Annotated in this window: 15 protein-coding genes and 1 tRNA gene; 8 read left to right on the forward strand and 8 right to left on the reverse strand. The window is 71.5% G+C overall.

Annotated elements, in window-relative coordinates; genetic code table 11:
• Positions 1-201 precede the first annotated feature (201 nt).
• The 3 genes from katG to ACILRH_RS07335 all read right to left on the reverse strand — a co-directional run bounded on the left by katG (position 202) and on the right by ACILRH_RS07335 (position 3,175).
• Positions 202-2,481, reverse strand: a complete 2,280-nt coding sequence (gene katG / locus ACILRH_RS07325) for a catalase/peroxidase HPI (protein ID WP_395691969.1) — start codon at positions 2,479-2,481, stop codon at positions 202-204.
• Between the two features lie 19 nt (positions 2,482-2,500).
• Positions 2,501-2,947 (reverse strand): Fur family transcriptional regulator, encoded by a 447-nt coding sequence (locus ACILRH_RS07330; RefSeq protein ID WP_395691971.1) that lies wholly within the window; start codon positions 2,945-2,947, stop codon positions 2,501-2,503.
• Between the two features lie 139 nt (positions 2,948-3,086).
• A tRNA-Leu gene (locus ACILRH_RS07335) sits at positions 3,087-3,175 on the reverse strand.
• Between the two features lie 93 nt (positions 3,176-3,268).
• On the opposite strand from ACILRH_RS07335, the gene ACILRH_RS07340 reads away from it, so the two are divergent.
• Entirely contained in the window at positions 3,269-4,585 is a 1,317-nt protein-coding gene (locus ACILRH_RS07340) for a M20/M25/M40 family metallo-hydrolase (protein ID WP_395691972.1), read from the forward strand.
• A 161-nt stretch (positions 4,586-4,746) separates the two neighbouring features.
• Here ACILRH_RS07340 and ACILRH_RS07345 read toward each other — a convergent pair whose 3' ends face one another.
• Complete coding sequence (locus ACILRH_RS07345) at positions 4,747-4,965, reverse strand: DUF5703 family protein (RefSeq protein ID WP_395691974.1); 219 nt, start codon at positions 4,963-4,965, stop codon at positions 4,747-4,749.
• A gap of 36 nt (positions 4,966-5,001) precedes the next feature.
• Complete coding sequence (locus ACILRH_RS07350; protein ID WP_395691976.1) at positions 5,002-5,949, reverse strand: aldo/keto reductase; 948 nt, start codon at positions 5,947-5,949, stop codon at positions 5,002-5,004.
• 120 nt (positions 5,950-6,069) lie between these two features.
• Here ACILRH_RS07350 and ACILRH_RS07355 point away from each other — a divergent pair, with 120 nt between their 5' ends.
• Entirely contained in the window at positions 6,070-6,897 is an 828-nt protein-coding gene (locus ACILRH_RS07355) for an undecaprenyl-diphosphate phosphatase (RefSeq protein ID WP_395691977.1), read from the forward strand.
• 4 nt (positions 6,898-6,901) lie between these two features.
• Here ACILRH_RS07355 and corA read toward each other — a convergent pair whose 3' ends face one another.
• Positions 6,902-7,873, reverse strand: coding sequence for a magnesium/cobalt transporter CorA (gene corA, locus ACILRH_RS07360; RefSeq protein WP_395691979.1), 972 nt, complete (start codon positions 7,871-7,873; stop codon positions 6,902-6,904).
• A gap of 32 nt (positions 7,874-7,905) precedes the next feature.
• On the opposite strand from corA, the gene ACILRH_RS07365 reads away from it, so the two are divergent.
• From ACILRH_RS07365 to mshC, 4 genes are read left to right on the forward strand one after another with little or no spacing between them, the layout of a single operon-like run.
• Positions 7,906-8,625 carry a histidine phosphatase family protein gene (locus tag ACILRH_RS07365; protein WP_395691980.1) on the forward strand — a complete coding sequence of 240 codons (720 nt, stop codon included), beginning with the start codon at positions 7,906-7,908 and terminating at the stop codon, positions 8,623-8,625.
• Positions 8,626-8,635: 10 nt separating this feature from the next.
• Positions 8,636-9,214, forward strand: coding sequence for a DUF3090 domain-containing protein (locus ACILRH_RS07370; protein WP_395691982.1), 579 nt, complete (start codon positions 8,636-8,638; stop codon positions 9,212-9,214).
• Positions 9,211-9,969, forward strand: a complete 759-nt coding sequence (locus tag ACILRH_RS07375) for an SCO1664 family protein (RefSeq protein ID WP_395691983.1) — start codon at positions 9,211-9,213, stop codon at positions 9,967-9,969. Before ACILRH_RS07370 ends, ACILRH_RS07375 begins: the two co-directional genes overlap by 4 nt.
• Before the next feature lie 23 nt (positions 9,970-9,992).
• On the forward strand, positions 9,993-11,231 hold the full coding sequence (mshC, locus tag ACILRH_RS07380; protein ID WP_395691985.1) for a cysteine--1-D-myo-inosityl 2-amino-2-deoxy-alpha-D-glucopyranoside ligase: 1,239 nt from the start codon (positions 9,993-9,995) through the stop codon (positions 11,229-11,231).
• A 125-nt stretch (positions 11,232-11,356) separates the two neighbouring features.
• Here the strand turns inward: mshC and ACILRH_RS07385 are convergent, their stop codons facing one another.
• Positions 11,357-12,205, reverse strand: a complete 849-nt coding sequence (locus ACILRH_RS07385) for a PAC2 family protein (protein WP_395691987.1) — start codon at positions 12,203-12,205, stop codon at positions 11,357-11,359.
• A gap of 132 nt (positions 12,206-12,337) precedes the next feature.
• Here ACILRH_RS07385 and metH point away from each other — a divergent pair, with 132 nt between their 5' ends.
• Together metH and ACILRH_RS07395 are read left to right on the forward strand one after the other, a co-directional pair.
• Positions 12,338-16,078 (forward strand): methionine synthase, encoded by a 3,741-nt coding sequence (metH, locus tag ACILRH_RS07390; RefSeq protein WP_395691988.1) that lies wholly within the window; start codon positions 12,338-12,340, stop codon positions 16,076-16,078.
• 28 nt (positions 16,079-16,106) lie between these two features.
• Positions 16,107-16,814 (forward strand): HAD family hydrolase, encoded by a 708-nt coding sequence (locus tag ACILRH_RS07395; protein WP_395692097.1) that lies wholly within the window; start codon positions 16,107-16,109, stop codon positions 16,812-16,814.
• Here ACILRH_RS07395 and ACILRH_RS07400 read toward each other — a convergent pair.
• Complete coding sequence (locus tag ACILRH_RS07400; protein WP_395691990.1) at positions 16,740-17,645, reverse strand: RecB family exonuclease; 906 nt, start codon at positions 17,643-17,645, stop codon at positions 16,740-16,742. The genes ACILRH_RS07395 and ACILRH_RS07400 overlap by 75 nt on opposite strands.
• Positions 17,646-17,685 lie beyond the last annotated feature (40 nt).

Below are 17,685 nucleotides of genomic sequence, written 5' to 3' on the forward strand. Positions count from 1 at the left end.
ATTGTCAAGGATTTCGCTCGGCATGTCGGGTAAAACTACATCCTTGTCATTCGGGAGTCAGGTACGCCGTTTGGTCACCAACCGCATGATTTCCGCCCGCAGACCTGCGGTTGGTGACCAATCGACGCCCTCGCGCGGTCGGGACAGGGAGACGAACGGGGGCCCGGTCGCCGCAGCGACCGGGCCCCGCGATGCGGCGCCTCAGGCGAGGTCGAAGCGATCCAGCTCCATCACCTTGACCCAGGCGGCCACGAAGTCGCGCGCGAACTTCTCGGTCGCGTCGGCGCTCGCGTAGACCTCGGCGAGGGCCCGCAGCTGCGAGTTCGAGCCGAACACCAGGTCGACCGCGGTGGCGGTGTGCCGCACGTCTCCGGTCGCCAGGTCGCGGATCTCGTAGACGTGCTCCTCGGACTCCGACGCCTTCCACTGCGTCCCGGCCGCCAGCAGCTGGGTGAAGAAGTCGTTGCTGAGCACGCCCGGGCGGTCCGTGAGCACGCCGTGCGACGAGCCCGCGGTGTTCGCGCCGAGCGCGCGAAGGCCACCGACGAGCACGGTCATCTCCGGCGCCGTCAGGCCGAGCATGTACGCGCGGTCCACCAGCAGCGTCTCGGGCTGCAGCTTCTCGCCGGGCTGCAGGTAGTTGCGGAAGCCGTCGGCCCGCGGCTCGAGCACCGAGAACGACTCGACGTCGGTCTGCTCCTGCGTCGCGTCGGTGCGGCCGGGGTGGAACGGCACGGTCAGCTCGACGCCACCGTCCCGTGCGGCCTTCTCGACCGCCGCGGAGCCGGCCAGCACGATCAGGTCCGCCAGGGAGATCGAGGCGCCACCGGCGCCGTTGAACTCGGTGCGGATGCCGTCGAGCGTGTCCAGCACCCGAGCCAGCTGCTCGGGCTGGTTGACCGCCCAGCTGCGCTGCGGCTCCAGCCGGATGCGGGCGCCGTTCGCACCACCTCGCTTGTCGGTGGAGCGGAACGACGAGGCCGACGCCCAGGCGGTGGCGACCAGCTCGGACACCGTCAACCCCGAGTCCAGCACCTTCGCCTTGAGCGCTGCCACATCGGCGTCCCCGACGAGCTCGCCCTCCACGGACGGGACGGGGTCCTGCCACAGCTGCGGCTCGGGCACCCAGGGGCCGAGGTACCGCTGCACGGGGCCCATGTCGCGGTGGAGGAGCTTGTACCAGGCCTTGGCGAAGGCGAGCGCGAACTCGTTGGGGTTCTCCAGGAACCTGCGCGAGATCTTCTCGTACGCCGGGTCGAAGCGCAGCGCGAGGTCGCTGGTCAGCATGGTCGGCTTGCGCTTGGGGGAGTCCGCCGTCGGGCCGGGGATGATGTCGTCGGCGTCCTTGGCGACCCACTGCTTGGCACCGGCCGGGCTCTCGGTGAGCTCCCACTCGTAGCCGAAGAGGATCTTGAAGAAGTCGTTGCTCCAACGGGTCGGCGTGGTCGTCCAGGTGACCTCCAGGCCGGACGTGATCGCGTCCGCACCCTTGCCCGACCCGAACGCGCTGCGCCAGCCCAGGCCCTGCTCCTCCAGCGGGGCCGCCTCGGGCTCGGGGCCGACCAGGTCGGCGTCACCGGCACCGTGGGTCTTGCCGAACGTGTGGCCGCCGGCGATCAGGGCGACCGTCTCCTCGTCGTTCATCGCCATCCGGGCGAAGGTCTCGCGGATGTCGCGCGCCGAGGCGACCGGGTCCGGGTTGCCGTTGGGTCCCTCGGGGTTGACGTAGATCAGGCCCATCTGGACCGCGCCCAGCGGATTGGACAGGTCACGCTCGCCGCTGTAGCGCTCGTCGCCCAGCCAGGTGTCCTCCGGCCCCCAGTAGATCTCCTCCGGCTCCCAGACGTCCGGGCGGCCGAAGCCGAAGCCGAAGGTGGCGAACCCCATGTCCTCCAGCGCCACGTTGCCGGCGTACACCAGGAGGTCGGCCCAGGAGATCTTCTGGCCGTGCTTCTGCTTGACCGGCCACAGCAGCCGGCGGGCCTTGTCCAGGTTGACGTTGTCGGGCCAGCTGTTGAGCGGGGCGAAGCGCTGCGCACCGTCGCCCGCGCCGCCGCGGCCGTCGAAGGTCCGGTAGGTGCCGGCGGCGTGCCAGCTCATCCGGATGAACAGGCCGCCGTAGTGTCCGAAGTCGGCCGGCCACCAGTCCTGGGAGGTGTTGAGCACCTCGACGATGTCGCGGCGCAGCTCGGCGAGGTCGAGCTTGGCGAACTCGGCGGAGTAGTCGAAGTCGGGGCCCAGCGGGTCGCTCTTCGGCGAGTGTGCGTTCAGCACGGACAGGTCGAGCTGGTTGGGCCACCAGTCCTTGTTGCTGTGCGGACGGCCGTCGGTGCGGGGGGTCGGCGAGTCGATGACCGGGTTCTCGCTCTCGCTGCCCTGGGCGGTCGCGGAGTCGGGGGCGACGGGGCACCCCGCCGCGTCCTTGCGGTCGACACCCTGCGGGCTCGCAGGCGTGGCGGTGGGGTCCTGGCTGTCGGTCATGGTCAACCTTTCCTGGCGGTCACTGACGGACTTCATCAAGGGGATGGGCGGTGGAGCAGGCGGGGCAGGTGCCCCAGTAGACGACCTCGGCCTCGTCGATGGTGAAGCCGTGGTCGTCGGAGGCGGTCAGGCACGGGACCTCACCGACTGCGCAGTCGACGTCGGCGATCGCGCCGCACGACCGGCACACGACGTGGTGGTGGTTGTCGCCGACCCGGGCCTCGTAGCGGGCCAGCGCCCCGGACGGCTGGATGCGCCGCACCAGACGAGCCGCGGTGAGGGCCCGCAGGACGTCGTACACCGCCTGGTGCGAGACGTCGCCGAGAGCCTCCCTGGCCGCCTCGATGACGGTCTCGGTGTCGGCGTGCGGATGCCGGTGGACCGCGTCGAGGACCGCGACCCGCGGCCGGGTCACCCGCAGGTCGGACCGGCGCAGCATCTGCTCGTAGTCCGGCGACGGGTGCATGCCCGCACTCTCGCGCACTTTCTTGAATCATTCAAGAACTGTTCCCTCAGGAGGAACGCCGGGACGCGAGCGGCCCCACCGCGCGGGGCGAATGGGGCCGGTGCGAGAGACCGGTGCGAGGAACCGGTGGATGGACCGATGGTGTCCGAGGGGGGACTTGAACCCCCACGCCCTAATACGGGCACTAGCACCTCAAGCTAGCGCGTCTGCCAATTCCGCCACCCGGACGAGTGCGGGTGGAACAGTAGCAAAGCCGGGGTCGAAGGCCCGCATCGCCACCGACGCCCTTGCGGGGGACCGTCCCGGTGACATGCTGGGGCCATGACGGACGCCCCCGCGGACCCGGCCGACGAGGTCGTCGACCTGTGTCGCGACCTGATCCGGATCGACACCTCCAACTACGGGGACGAGGACGGTCCGGGGGAGCGCAAGGCCGCCGAGCACGTCGCGACACTGCTCGACGAGGTCGGGATCGAGTCGCGGCTCTACGAGTCCGAGCCCGGCCGCACCTCGGTGGTCGCCCAGTGGGGCGGGACGCCCGGGGGCTCCCGTGACGGGGGCCTCCTGCTGCACGGGCACCTCGACGTCGTACCGGCCCGGGCCGAGGACTGGCAGGTGGACCCGTTCTCCGGGGAGGTCCGCGACGGCTACCTGTGGGGCCGGGGCGCGGTCGACATGAAGGACTTCGACGCGATGCTCCTGGCCGTCGTCCGAGCGCGGCAGCGGAGCGGACGCGTGCCGGACCGGCCGATCACCCTCTGCTTCACCGCCGACGAGGAGGCCGGCGGCCACAAGGGCGCCCAGGTGCTCGTCGAGCAGCACGCCGACGAGCTCGAGGGCTGCACCGAGGCCGTCGGGGAGGTCGGCGGCTTCAGTGCCACCGTGCGCGGGCGGCGGATCTACCTGGTGGAGGCCGCTGAGAAGGGCATGGCGTGGTTGCGGCTGACCGCCCGCGGCCGGGCCGGCCACGGCTCCATGGTCAACCGTGACAACGCGGTCAGCACGCTGGCGGCCGCGGTCGCGCGGATCGGGGCGCACGAGTGGCCGGTGCGGCTCACCCCGGCGATGCGGACCCTGCTCGCCGCGGTCGGTGACCTGGCCGGCGAGGAGGCGACGCCGGAGAACGCCGAAGCGCTGGTCGAGGAGTTCGGCGGCGCGGCACGGATGCTCGGCGCGGTCATCCGCAACACCTGCAACCCCACCATGCTCGACGCCGGCTACAAGGTGAACGTGATCCCCTCTGAGGCGACCGCCCACGTCGACGGACGGTTCCTGCCCGGCCACGAGGACGAGTTCTTCGCGACCCTGGCCACCCTGGTCGGCGACGGGATCGAGATCGAGGCGGTCTCGCACCAGCAGCCGTGGGAGACGCCGTACGACGGCCGGCTGGCCGACGCGATGACCCGATCGCTGCTCGCCGAGGACCCCGACGCCATCGTCGCGCCCTACCTGATGAGCGGCGGCACCGACGCCAAGCACTTCCGCAAGCTCGGCATGGCCTCCTTCGGCTTCGCGCCCCTGCGGCTCCCCGCCGACCTGGACTTCACCGCGCTCTTCCACGGCGTCGACGAGCGGGTCCCCGTCGACGCCCTGGAGTTCGGTGCCCGGGTGTTCGACCGGTTCCTCGACGAGGTCTGACCCCGTCTTCATCGGCGCTGTGCCGGACGACCGAAAAAGGGCGTCGTGTGGTCACCAACCGCAGATCCGGCGGCCGAAAACCTGCGGATGGTGACCAAACGACGTCAGTTACCGCGCAGTAGCTCGGCGGGTCTCGGCGGGTCTCGGCGGGTCTCGGCGGGTCAGGCGGTGCGGACGGCGCGGATGATCTTGCGGCGCAGCACCACCCGGCGGGTGCCGTCGGCGGTGATCCGGACCCGGTCGAGCTCCCAGCCGCCGTGCTCGGCGCGCTCGACGAGCAGCTTGGTCACGACGTTGCGCGGGAACTCCCGGGAGAAGGTCACCTTGTCGAACTCCCACTCCACCCCACGGGCGGGTGGGCGCCGCAACGCACGGGTCATGCTGCTCCCTCTCCGGTCGGCGTCCGTCGTCGGTGCTCAGTCTGCCGAAACGTCGTCGAGGGCGTGAACGATCTCGTCGGGGAGCGCGAGCTCCTCCACACCGAGCGCACCGCGCAGCTGGGCGGCGGTGCGGGCGCCGACGATGGGTGCGGTCACGCCGGGACGGTCGCGGACCCAGACGAGGGCGACCTCCAACGGCGACCAGCCCAACCCGTCGGCAGCGCGGGCGACTGCCTCCACGACGCCCGCGGACCGCTCGTCGAGGTAGGCCTCCACGAACCCCGCGAAGTGCGCCGACGCTGCCCGGGAGTCCGAGGGCGTCCCGGAGCGGTACTTCCCGGTGAGGACACCTCGACCCAGCGGTGACCAGGGCAGGACGCCGAGGCCGAGAGCGGTCGCGGCCGGCAGGACCTCGTGCTCGACGGCCCGGTTGAGCAACGAGTACTCCACCTGCGTGGAGGCGAGCGGCGTACGTCCCGGGACCGCGCGCTGCCAGGTGGCCGCCTGGGCGGTCTGCCAGCCGGAGTAGTTCGAGACGCCGACGTACGCCGCCCGGCCGCTGCTCACCGCGGTGTCGAGGGCAGCCAGGGTCTCCTCCAGCGGGGTCTCGTCGGACCAGATGTGCACCTGCCAGAGGTCGACCCGGTCGGTGCCGAGCCGGCGCAGCGAGGCGTCGAGCGTCGCGAGCAGGTGCCCACGGGAGGTGTTGTACTCGCGTCCGCCGCGCCGCGCGCTGATCCCGGCCTTGGTCGCGAGAACGACGTCGTCGCGGGGCACCACGTCGCCGAGGAGCCGCCCCACCAGCTCCTCGGATGCGCCGTTCCCATACCCGGCCGCGGTGTCGAGCAGGGTCCCGCCGGCCTCGGTGAAGGCGACCAGCTGGTCGCGGGCCTCGTGCTCGTCGGTGTCGCGTCCCCAGGTCATGGTGCCCAGGCCGAGCCGGGAGACCCGGAGCCCGGTTTCGCCGACACGCCGCTGCTGCATGGGGAAGAAGGTAGCCGTGCGCCCGCTGCACCACGGCCCCGGCTCGCCGTTCACGTTCGGGACAGGTAGCACCCCGTAGGCTGACGCAGCCCTCCCCGCACCGACCTCGAAAGCGAGTCGATGAACTACTTCGACGCCGTCGTCCTCGGCATCGTCGAGGGGCTCACCGAGTTCCTCCCCATCTCCAGCACCGGCCACCTCACGATCGCCGAGAAGGCGTTGGGGCTGGACCTCGCCGACGAGTCGGTGACGGCGTACACGGCGGTCATCCAGATGGGCGCCATCGCGGCCGTGGTCGTCTACTTCTTCCGCGACATCCTGCGCATAGCCAAGGCGTGGGCCCTCGGGCTGGTCAAGCCGGAGTACCGCGGGCAGCTCGACCACCGGATGGGGTGGTACGTCATCGTCGGCACCATCCCGGTCGGGATCGCCGGCCTCCTCCTCAAGGACGTCATCACCGGGCCTCTGCGGTCCCTCTGGGTCGTCGCGATCGCCCTGATCGCCTGGAGCGCGGTGATGTGGGCGGCCGAGCGGGTTGGCCGCCAGGACCGCTCCGAGCGGGACCTGCGGATGCGCGACGCCGTGCTGATCGGACTGATCCAGGTCGCCGCCCTGGTCCCGGGCGTCTCGCGCTCGGGGGCCACGATCTCCGGGGGCCTGTTCCTCGGCCTGGACCGGGTGACCGCGACGCGAGTGAGCTTCTTCCTGTCCATCCCGGCGCTGGTCGCCGCCGGCCTCTTCGAGCTGCCGGACGCCATGAGCGGCGACATCGCCGTCGGCGTGATGGTGGTCGGTGTCGTGGTCGCCTTCGTGGTCGCCTACGCCACGATCGCCTGGTTGCTGCGGTTCGTCGCAGGGCACCCGATCACGTGGTTCATCCCGTACCGCGTGGGGCTCGGCGTGCTGCTGCTCGGGCTGCTGGTCTCGGGCGTGATGTCGGCGACCTGAGTGGCTACAGCCACCCGGACCGCTTGAAGAGCCCCCACAGTCCGAGCACGACCAGACCCATCACCGCGAGCGCCATCGGGTAGCCGTAGCGCCAGTCCAGCTCGGGCATGTGCTTGAAGTTCATCCCGTAGATCCCGGCGATCAACGTCGGTACGACGACCAGCGCCGCGCCCGCCGAGATCTTGCGCATGTCGTTGTTCTGCTGGACCGAGATCTGTGCGACGTGGGCCTCGAACGCCGTCGACAGCAGGCCGTCGAGGGAGTCGGCGGTCTCAGCGACGCGTGCCAGGTGGTCGGAGACGTCGCGGAAGAACGGTGCCGCCTTCTCCGGAACCCCCTCGACCACCCCGTCGGCGAGCCGGGCGAGCGGCTCCCGCAGCGGCAGCACCGCCCGGCGTACCTCGGCCAGCTCCCGCTTGAGCACGTAGATGCGCTCGGAGTCGTTGGTGCGCTCGGTGGAGAACACCGAGCTCTCGATCTCGTCGACGTCGACGGTCAGGGAGTCGACGACGTCGAGGTACTCGTCGACGACCCGGTCGACCACGGCGTACAGCACCGCGCCGGCGCCGTGGCGCAGCACCCGCTGGCGGTGCTCGAGGTCGGTGCGGGCGGAGTGCAGCTCGTTGCCCTTGCCGTGACGCACCGTCACGACGAAGTCGTGGCCGATGAACATCGCGATCTCGCCGGTCTCCACGGCGTCCTGCTCGTCGACGTACCAGAGCGTCTTGAGCACGACGAAGACCAGGTCGTCGTAGCGCTCGAGCTTCGGGCGCTGGTGGGCCACGACGGCGTCCTCGACGGCGAGCGGGTGCAGGCAGAACTCCTCGGCCACGTCCGCGATCTCGTCGTGGGTGGGCTCGAACATCCCGATCCAGACGAAGTCACCCTGCTGGTGGACCTGGGTGCGCAGCGCCCGCCAGTCCTCGCCGCCCTCCACGCGAGCCCCGTCGCGGTAGAGCGCGCAGTCCACGATCACGGAGCAACCGTAGCCGCACTACAGTCGCCGCCATGGCAACCGTGATCCTCGTGCGCCACGGGCGGACGACGGCCAACGCCTCGGGGACCCTCGCCGGCCGGCTGCCGGGCGTGCGGCTCGACGAGACCGGGACCGCGCAGGCGGCGCGCACCGGGGAGCGGCTGGCGGTCGTGCCGCTGGTCGGAGTGGTCACCAGCCCGCTCGAGCGCTGTCGCCAGACCGCCCGTGCCGTCGTGACGGCGCAGGCGTCGCCGCCGCCCCTGACGAGCGATCGCGGGATCACCGAGTGCGACTACGGCGAGTGGGCCGGCCGGCCGATCAAGGAGCTGGCCAAGGAGAAGCTCTGGTCGCTGGTGCAGACGCAGCCGTCGGCCGCGGCCTTCCCCGGCGGTGAGGCGATGACCGCCATGCAGGCGCGCGCGGTCGCCGCCGTACGCCGGCTCGACGCGGCGTTCGAGGCCGAGCACGGTGCGGGTGCGGTCTGGGTCGCCGTGAGCCACGGCGACGTCATCAAGTCCCTGCTGGCCGACGCGCTCGGGATGCACCTGGACCTGTTCCAGCGGCTGCACGTCGACCCGGCGTCGGTCTCGATCGTGCGCTACACCCCCACCCGCCCCTACGTGCTGGCCACGAACACCCACGCAGGCGACCTGGCCTGGCTGGCCCCGCCACCCGCCAGGCGCGGCCGTCGCTCGGCGCGCCGGACCGACGCGGTGGTCGGCGGGGGCGCGGGCCCTTCCGGGACGGCCTAGGGTGAACGACATGCCTCCCCTCGTCCACGGGTTCGACCCGCCCGAGCGGTTCGTCGCCGGCACGGTCGGCCCGCCCGGACAGCGCACGTTCTTCCTGCAGGCCAGGTCCGGGGCCCGGATCGTGAGCGTCGCCCTGGAGAAGCAGCAGGTGCAGGCGCTCGCCGAGCGCATCGACGAGCTGCTCGACGAGGTGATGTCCAGCGAGCGCAACCAGGCGCTGATCCCGGCGGTCGCGCCGATCGGGCTCGAGGACGCCGACCCACTCGAGCAGCCGATCGAGGAGGAGTTCCGGGCGGGCACCATGACGCTGTCGTGGGATCCCGACGACCAGCGAGTCGTGATCGAGGTGTTCCCGTTCACCGAGGCCGCCGTCGTCTCGCCCGACCAGCTCGACGAGGACCTCGAGGAGCCCGAGCCCGACGAGATCTTCCTGGTGCGGCTCGAGCCCGGGCCGGCGCGGGCGTTCGTCAAGCGTGCCGAGCAGGTCATCGAGGCCGGTCGGCCCAGCTGCCCCTTCTGCGGCAACCCGATCGACCCCGAGGGCCACCTGTGTGTCCGGGCCAACGGCTTCCGGCGACGGGACCCGTGACGGACCTCGTCGACGGCGACCTCGACCTCCACGGGCGGGTGATGCCGGCATCGAACGCGACGTTCGTCGGGCAGATCGGTGACGTCAAGGTCGTCTACAAGCCCGTCGCCGGGGAGCGGCCGCTCTGGGACTTCCCGGACGGCACGCTGGCGGACCGGGAGCGCGCGGCGTACCTGGTGTCCGAGACGTTCGGGTGGGACGTCGTGCCCGAGACGTGGCTGCGCGACGGCCCGCACGGCCGCGGGATGGTCCAGCGGTGGCAGGAGCCGGACGAGGCACAGGTCGCCGTGACGCTGGTGCCCGAGGGACGGGTCCCCGAGGGCTGGCGGCACGTGTTCGACGGCCTGGACGGTCACGACCGACCGATCTCGCTGATCCACGAGGACACCGCTGCGCTGCGGCGGATGGCCGTGTTCGACGTCGCGGTCAACAACGCCGACCGCAAGGGCGGACACGTGCTGGAGATGACCGACGGGCACCGCTACGGCGTCGACCACGGCGTCACCTTCCACGTCGAGCCGAAGCTCCGCACGGTCCTGTGGGGGTGGCTCGGCGAGCCCCTCACCGCCGACGAGGTGGCCACCGTGCGCCGCGTGGCGGTCGAGGCCCGCGGTCGGCTCGGCGATGTGCTCGCCGACCACCTCACCGACCTGGAGATCGAGGCGCTCGCCCGCCGCTGCGAGCGGCTCGCCGACCGGGGCGTCATGCCGGCTCCGCGCGGCGAGTGGCCCGCGATCCCGTGGCCACCTTTCTGAACCCACTGGATAGTCTTCGCCCCATGCGCGCCTGGCCGTCCCCGGACATCCCGACCCTGTCCGTCGCCGGACCCGCGGTCACGCTCCACGACACCGCGTCACGGGGTCCGGTCACCACCTCACCCGAGGGCTCGGCACGGCTCTACGTCTGCGGGATCACGCCGTACGACGCCACCCACCTGGGCCACGCGGCGACGTACGTCGCCTTCGACCTGCTCAACCGCGCCTGGCGCAGCGCCGGGCACGACGTCGTCTACGTCCAGAACGTCACCGACGTGGACGACCCGCTGCTCGAGCGGGCGGCGAAGGTGAAGGTCGACTGGGTCGAGCTGGCCGAGCGCGAGACCGAGCTCTTCCGGCAGGACATGACGGCGCTGCGGGTCCTGCCTCCCGCACACTACGTGGGGGCCGTCGAGTCGATCCCGCTGGTCATCGACCTGATCGGGCGCCTGGACGAGCTGGGTGCGATCTACCGCGTCGAGGACGACCTCTACTACTCGGTGTCCGCCGACCCCGCGTTCGGGGCCGAGTCCGGGTGGACGCGCGAGCGGATGCTCGAGATCTATCCCGAGCGCGGCGGCGACCCGGAGCGCCCCGGCAAGAAGGACCCGCTGGACTGCGTCGTGTGGCGTGGCCGCCGCGAGGGGGAGCCCTCGTGGGAGAGCCCGTGGGGCCCGGGGCGCCCCGGCTGGCACGTGGAGTGCACCGCGATCGCGCAGGAGCACCTCGGCGGCGCCTTCGACGTGCAGGGTGGGGGCAGCGACCTGGTGTTCCCGCACCACGAGATGTGCGCCGGCCACGCCCAGGTCGCCGTGCCCGGCACCCCGTTCGCGCAGGTCTACAGCCACGGCGGGATGGTCGGCTACGACGGCGAGAAGATGTCGAAGTCGCGGGGGAACCTGGTCTTCGTCTCGGCGCTGCGCAACAGCGACGTCGACCCGATGGCGATCCGGCTGGCCCTCATGCGCCACCACTACCGCGCCGACTGGGAGTGGGTCGACGAGGAGCTCTGGACCGCCGTCGACGACCTCGCTCGCTGGCGACGCGCCCTGGCGCTCGGCGCCGGCGCCCCGGCCGCTCCCGTCGTCGAGGAGGTCCTCACGGCCCTGGCCGACGATCTCGATGCGCCGCGGGCGCTCGCCGCCGTCGACTCGTGGGTGGACGCCACGCTCGGGACCGACGGCCTCGCCGACACCAGCGACCCCGATGCCGCCGTACAGCTCCTCGGGGTCATCGACGCTGCGCTCGGACTCCTCGTCTGACCCTCGCCTCGCGGGTCCTGCTCATGCGGTTGGTGACCAATCGTCGCCATTTCGGGCCGCGGACCTGCGGTTGGTGACCAATCGGCGCACTTCCCGGCCGCTGACGACGGTGTCGGTACAGGGGCTCAGGACTCGCCGTCGCGGCGCTTGAGGTAGCGCTCGAACTCCCGGGCGATCGCCTCGCCGGACGCCTCGGGGAGGTCGGTGGTGTCGCGGGTCTCCTCGAGGGCACGGACGTAGTCGGCGACGTCCTCGTCCTCCTCGGCGAGCTCGTCGACGCCGCGCTCCCAGGCGCGGGCGTCCTCAGGCAGCTCGCCGAGCGGGATCGACGCCTCCAGCAGGTCCTCGAGCTGGCCGAGCAGCGCCAGGGTGGCCTTGGGGCAGGGCGGCTGGGCGACGTAGTGCGGGACGGCCGCCCAGTAGGACACCGCCGGCATGTCGACGCGCACGCAGGCGTCCTGGAAGACCCCGACGATCCCGGTGGGGCCCTCGTAGGTCGACTGCTCGAGCTTGAGGCGGTCGACCAGGTCGGGCTCGGTGGCAGTGCCGGTCACCGGGATCGGGCGCGTGTGCGGGGTGTCCGCGAGCAGCGCCCCGAGGGTGACGACCAGGGCGCCGCCCAGCTCGTCGCAGGCCGCGAGCAGCTCGGCACAGAACTGGCGCCAGCGCATGTTCGGCTCGATGCCGCGGATCAGCACGATGTCGCGGTCCAGCTCCGGGGGAGAGGCGATCGAGATGCTGGTCGTCGGCCAGGTGATCCGCCGGTGACCGATCTCGTCGGTGCCGACGACGGGCCGGTTGACCTGGAAGTCGTAGAAGTCCTCGGGGTCCACCGCGCCGATGGTCCGCGCCCGCCACACCAGCGCCAGGTGGTCGACGACCGCCGACGCGGCGTCCGCCGCGTCGTTCCAACCCTCGAACGCGGCGATGACGATCGGGTCCACCAGGTCGGGGACGTCCTCGAGCTCGATCACCTCACCAAGCCTAGGCCCCGGCCGGAAGCGACCGCCGGGATTTCGGCCGGGGGGTCCCGCGGTGTCAGGATTTGGGAATCCTGTCCACCCTGCGGACCCGGTTCCTACGCTGGAGCTGCCGAGAGGAGCCCCGTGTCCCACACCCCAGCGCCCGCGGCCTGGCGTCCCGACGCCACCGACGAGCTCGCCCGCGCCCTGCAGGAGCGGATCCTGGTCATCGACGGTGCCATGGGCACCGCGATCCAGCGCGACCGCCCCGACGAGGCGGGCTACCGGGGTGACCGGTTCGCCGACTGGCCCCACGACGTGGTGGGCAACAACGACCTGCTCACGTTGACCCAGCCCGACATCATCGCGTCGATCCACCGCGAGTACCTCGAGGCGGGCGCCGACCTCCTCGAGACCAACACGTTCAACGCCAACGCGATCTCCCTGTCCGACTACGGCATGGAGGACCTCGCCTACGAGCTGAACCTGGAGGCCGCCCGCCTCGCGCGGCGCGAGGCCGACGCCGTCGGGTCGCCCGACAAGCCGCGGTACGTCGCCGGCGCCCTCGGGCCGACCACGAGGACCGCCTCGATCTCGCCGGACGTCAACGACCCCGGTGCACGCAACGTGTCCTTCGAGCAGCTGGTCGCGGCGTACCACGAGGCGGCGCGCGGCCTCGTCGACGGCGGCGCGGACCTGCTCATCGTCGAGACGGTCTTCGACACCCTCAACGCCAAGGCCGCGATCTTCGCCCTGGAGCAGCTGTTCGAGGAGTCCGGCCGCCGCTGGCCGGTCATCGTCTCCGGCACCATCACCGACGCGTCGGGGCGCACCCTGTCCGGGCAGACCACCGAGGCGTTCTGGAACTCGGTCCGCCACGTGCGACCGCTCGCGGTCGGGCTGAACTGCGCCCTCGGTGCGAAGGAGATGCGGCCCTACATCGCGGAGATGTCGCGGGTCGCCGACACGTTCGTCTCGTGCTACCCCAACGCCGGGCTGCCCAACGCCTTCGGCGAGTACGACGAAGTCGCCGAGGAGACGGCCGCCGTCGTCGGCGAGTTCGCCCGCAGCGGGTTCGTCAACCTCGTCGGCGGGTGCTGCGGCACCACGCCCGCGCACATCGCGGCCATCGCACGCACGGTCGCCGACCTCGCTCCGCGCCCGGTGCCCGAGGCCGCCCCGGCCATGCGGCTGTCCGGTCTCGAGCCGTTCACGATCGACGACGCGAGCCTCTTCGTGAACGTCGGCGAGCGCACCAACATCACCGGCTCCGCCCGGTTCCGCAACCTGATCAAGGCAGGCGACTACGACACCGCGCTCGCCGTCGCCGCCCAGCAGGTCGAGAGCGGCGCGCAGGTCATCGACGTCAACATGGACGAGGGGATGATCGACGGCGTCGCCGCGATGGACCGGTTCCTCAAGCTGGTCGCGAGCGAGCCCGACATCAGCCGGGTCCCGGTGATGGTGGACTCCTCGAAGTGGGAGGTCATCGAGGCCGGCCTCCGCACGATCCAGGGCAAGCCGATCGTCAACTCGATCTCGATGAAGGAGGGCGAGGAGAAGTTCGTCGAGCAGGCGCGACTGTGCCGGCGGTACGGCGCCGCCGCGGTCGTCATGGCCTTCGACGAGGACGGGCAGGCGGACAACCTGGAGCGCCGGATCGCCATCTGCGAGCGCGCGTACCGGATCCTGGTCGACGAGGTCGGTTTCCCTGCCGAGGACATCATCTTCGACCCCAACGTCTTCGCGGTCGCGACCGGCATCGAGGAGCACGCGTCGTACGGCCTGGACTTCATCGAGGCCACCCGCTGGATCAAGCAGAACCTGCCCGGGGCGAAGGTCTCGGGCGGGATCTCGAACGTCAGCTTCTCCTTCCGTGGCAACAACCCGGTGCGCGAGGCGATCCACGCCGTGTTCCTCTACCACGCGATCGGCGCCGGCCTGGACATGGGCATCGTCAACGCCGGAGCACTCGCGGTGTACGACGAGGTGGAGCCCGAGCTGCGTGAGCGGATCGAGGACGTGGTGCTCAACCGCCGTCCCGACGCCGCCGAGCGGCTCCTCGAGATCGCCGAGAGCCACAACCGCACCGGCGAGGAGGCAGAGGCGGCGGCGGAGGAGTGGCGCTCCCTGCCGGTGGGCGAGCGGATCACGCACGCCCTGGTCAAGGGCATCGACGCCCACGTGGAGGCCGACACCGAGGAGCTGCGCCAGGAGATCGCCGACCGTGGCGGCCGCCCCATCGAGGTCATCGAGGGGCCGCTGATGGACGGCATGAACGTCGTCGGCGACCTCTTCGGCGCCGGGAAGATGTTCCTGCCGCAGGTCGTGAAGTCCGCGCGGGTGATGAAGAAGGCCGTGGCGTACCTGATCCCGTTCATCGAGCAGGAGAAGGTCGACAACCCCGAGTACGCCACCGCGAAGGACACCAACGGCACGATCGTGATGGCGACCGTCAAGGGCGACGTCCACGACATCGGCAAGAACATCGTCGGGGTCGTCCTCCAGTGCAACAACTTCGAGGTCGTCGACCTCGGGGTGATGGTGCCGGCGCAGAAGATCCTCGACACCGCGGCCGAGATCGGCGCCGACGCGATCGGGCTCTCCGGCCTGATCACCCCGTCCCTCGACGAGATGGTCAACGTGGCCTCCGAGATGCAGCGCCAGGGGATGGACATCCCGCTGCTGATCGGTGGGGCGACGACCTCGCGCGCCCACACCGCCGTCAAGGTGGACCAGCGCTACGACGGCCCTGTCGTCTGGGTCAAGGACGCCTCCCGCTCCGTCCCGACCCTCGCGCACCTGCTGAACGACGCCCAGCGGCCGCGGCTGATGGCCGAGGTCCAGGCCGACTACGACGCGCTGCGAGTGCGGCACGCGGCCAAGCACGACCGGCCGATGCTGACGGTCGAGCAGGCGCGGGCCAACCGCACCCCAATCGAGTGGGACTGCTACGCACCGCCCGCGCCGCGCGCGCCGGGCATCCACCACCTGCGCGAGTACGACCTGGCTGAGCTGCGCGGCTACATCGACTGGCAGCCGTTCTTCAACGCATGGGAGATGAAGGGCAGGTTCCCCGACATCCTCAACAACCCGGCCACGGGCGCCGCGGCGCGGTCGCTCTACGACGACGCGCAGCGGATGCTGGACCGGATCGTCGAGGAGAGATGGCTGGTCGCCAACGGGGTCTTCGGCTTCTTCCCCGCCCACGCGGTCGGCGACGACATCGTGCTCTACACCGACGACACCCGCACCGAGGTGCTGACGACCTTGCACCACCTGCGCCAGCAGGGCGAGCACCGCGACGGGGTGCCCAACCGGGCGCTGAGCGACTTCGTGGCACCCCAGGAGTCCGGTCTGCCCGACCACGTGGGCGCCTTCGCGGTGACGGCGGGGCTCGGCCTTCAGGAGCGCATCCTCGCCCTCAAGGCAGAGCACGACGACTACTCGGCGATCCTGCTGGAGTCCCTGGCCGACCGGCTCGCCGAGGCCTTCGCCGAGCGGCTCCACCAGCGGGTGCGCACCGAGTTCTGGGCGCACGCCCCGGATGAGCGACTCGACAACGAGTCGCTCATCGCCGAGCGCTACCGCGGGATCCGGCCGGCACCGGGCTACCCCGCCTGCCCCGAGCACACCGAGAAGCTGACGCTCTGGAGCCTGCTCGACGTCGAGGCCTCCACCGGCATCGAGCTCACCGAGAGCATGGCGATGTGGCCGGGCGCGGCGGTCTCTGGCTGGTACTTCTCCCACCCGCAGTCGCAGTACTTCGTCGTCGGCCGGCTCGGCCGGGACCAGGTCGCCGACTACGCCGAGCGGAAGGGCTGGACCCTCGCCGAGGCCGAGATGTGGCTGTCGCCCAACCTCGGCTACGACCCGGATGACTGACCCCGCAGGCGGCGGTGACCCCCGTGGTTTGGTCACCAACCGCAGATCGGGAGCGCTCCCACCTGCGGTTGGTGACCAAACGTCGCACCTCTCAGGACCCGCGGCGGTCCTGTGGGACATGGACGGGACGCTGGTCGACACCGAGCCGTACTGGATCGCCACCGAGTACGAGATGGCCGAGCGGTACGGCGGGCGGTGGACCGACGCGGACGCCCTGAACCTGGTCGGCAACGACCTGCGCACCTCCGGCGCCTACATTCGCGAGCACATGGGGATCGACCGCGACGTCGACGACATCGTCGAGGAGCTGCTCGACGGGGTGGTGCGCCGGGTGCGCGAGGCCGTGCCCTGGCGGCCGGGTGCGGTCGAGCTCCTCGCTCGGTTGCGCGCCGACGGCGTGCCGTGTGCGCTCGTGACCATGTCCTACGACCGGTTCGTCGCCCCGATCCTCGACCAGCTGCCGCCCGAGACGTTCCGGGTGGTCGTCACCGGGGACCGCGTGGACCGGGGCAAGCCGCACCCGGAGCCGTACCTCACGGCGGCCGCGGCCCTCGGGCTGCACCCCGAGGACTGCCTCGCGATCGAGGACTCGAACACCGGCGCCAAGTCCGCCGAGGCGGCCGGCTGCCTGGTGCTCGTGGTGGAGAACCACGTGCCGGTGCTACCCGGCGACCGCCGGGTCTTCGCCGCGAGCCTCGAGGCGGTCGACCTCGCCGAGGTCTGGTCGCTGCGGTAGCGGCGGGGGAGTGCCGCCGAACGCGGGGCAGAGCGCCTGGTGGGCGCACCAGTCGCACAGCCGGCCCGGGCTGGGCCGCCAGTCGCCGTCCGCCTCCGCCCGGCGGATCGCCTCCCAGATGGCGACGACCTTGCGCTCGGTGGCCAGCAGGTCAGCCTCGTCGGGCACGTAGCGCAGCATCTCCCCGTTGCCGAGGTAGACCAGCTGCAGCATCGCCGGGACCACGCCGCGAGTGCGCCAGATGACCAGGGCGTAGAACTTCATCTGGAACAGCGCGCGCGCCTCGAACATCTCGGCCGGGCTCCGCCCCGACTTGTAGTCCACGACGCGGATGGCGCCGTCCGGGGCGATGTCGACGCGGTCGACGAAGCCGCGCAGCAGGAGCTTGGAGTCCAGGAGCGTCTCGACGTACAGCTCCCGCTCAGCCGGCTCGAGACGGGTTGGGTCCTCGAGGGTGAAGTACCGCTCGAGCACGTCGTGGCAGGACGCGAGCCAGTCGGCGTCCGGCCCGTCCGGCCCGAACATCGCGCCGAGCTCGGGGTCCTGCTCGGCCAGGGCCGCCCAGGTCGGCTCGAGCATGGCGGACGCCTGGTCCGGCGTACGGCGGGGCGCGGGCAGGTCGAACAGGTCCTCGAGGATCTTGTGCACCAGGGTGCCGCGCACAGCGTCCGGCGAGAACGGCTCGGGGAGCTTGTCCACGGTGCGGAACCGGTAGAGCAGCGGGCAGCTCATGAAGTCGCCCGCGCGGCTCGGGGAGAGCGCGCCCAGCACCTCCACCCCGTCCACGGGCGTGCCCAGCCGGGCCGCCGGCGACTCCTGCTCCACGCTCACACCGGCACCCTAGGGGAGGGCTCCGACATCGCGGCGGCGG

It is taken from the genome of Nocardioides sp., assembly GCF_044226765.1.
Lineage (GTDB): Bacteria > Actinomycetota > Actinomycetes > Propionibacteriales > Nocardioidaceae > Nocardioides.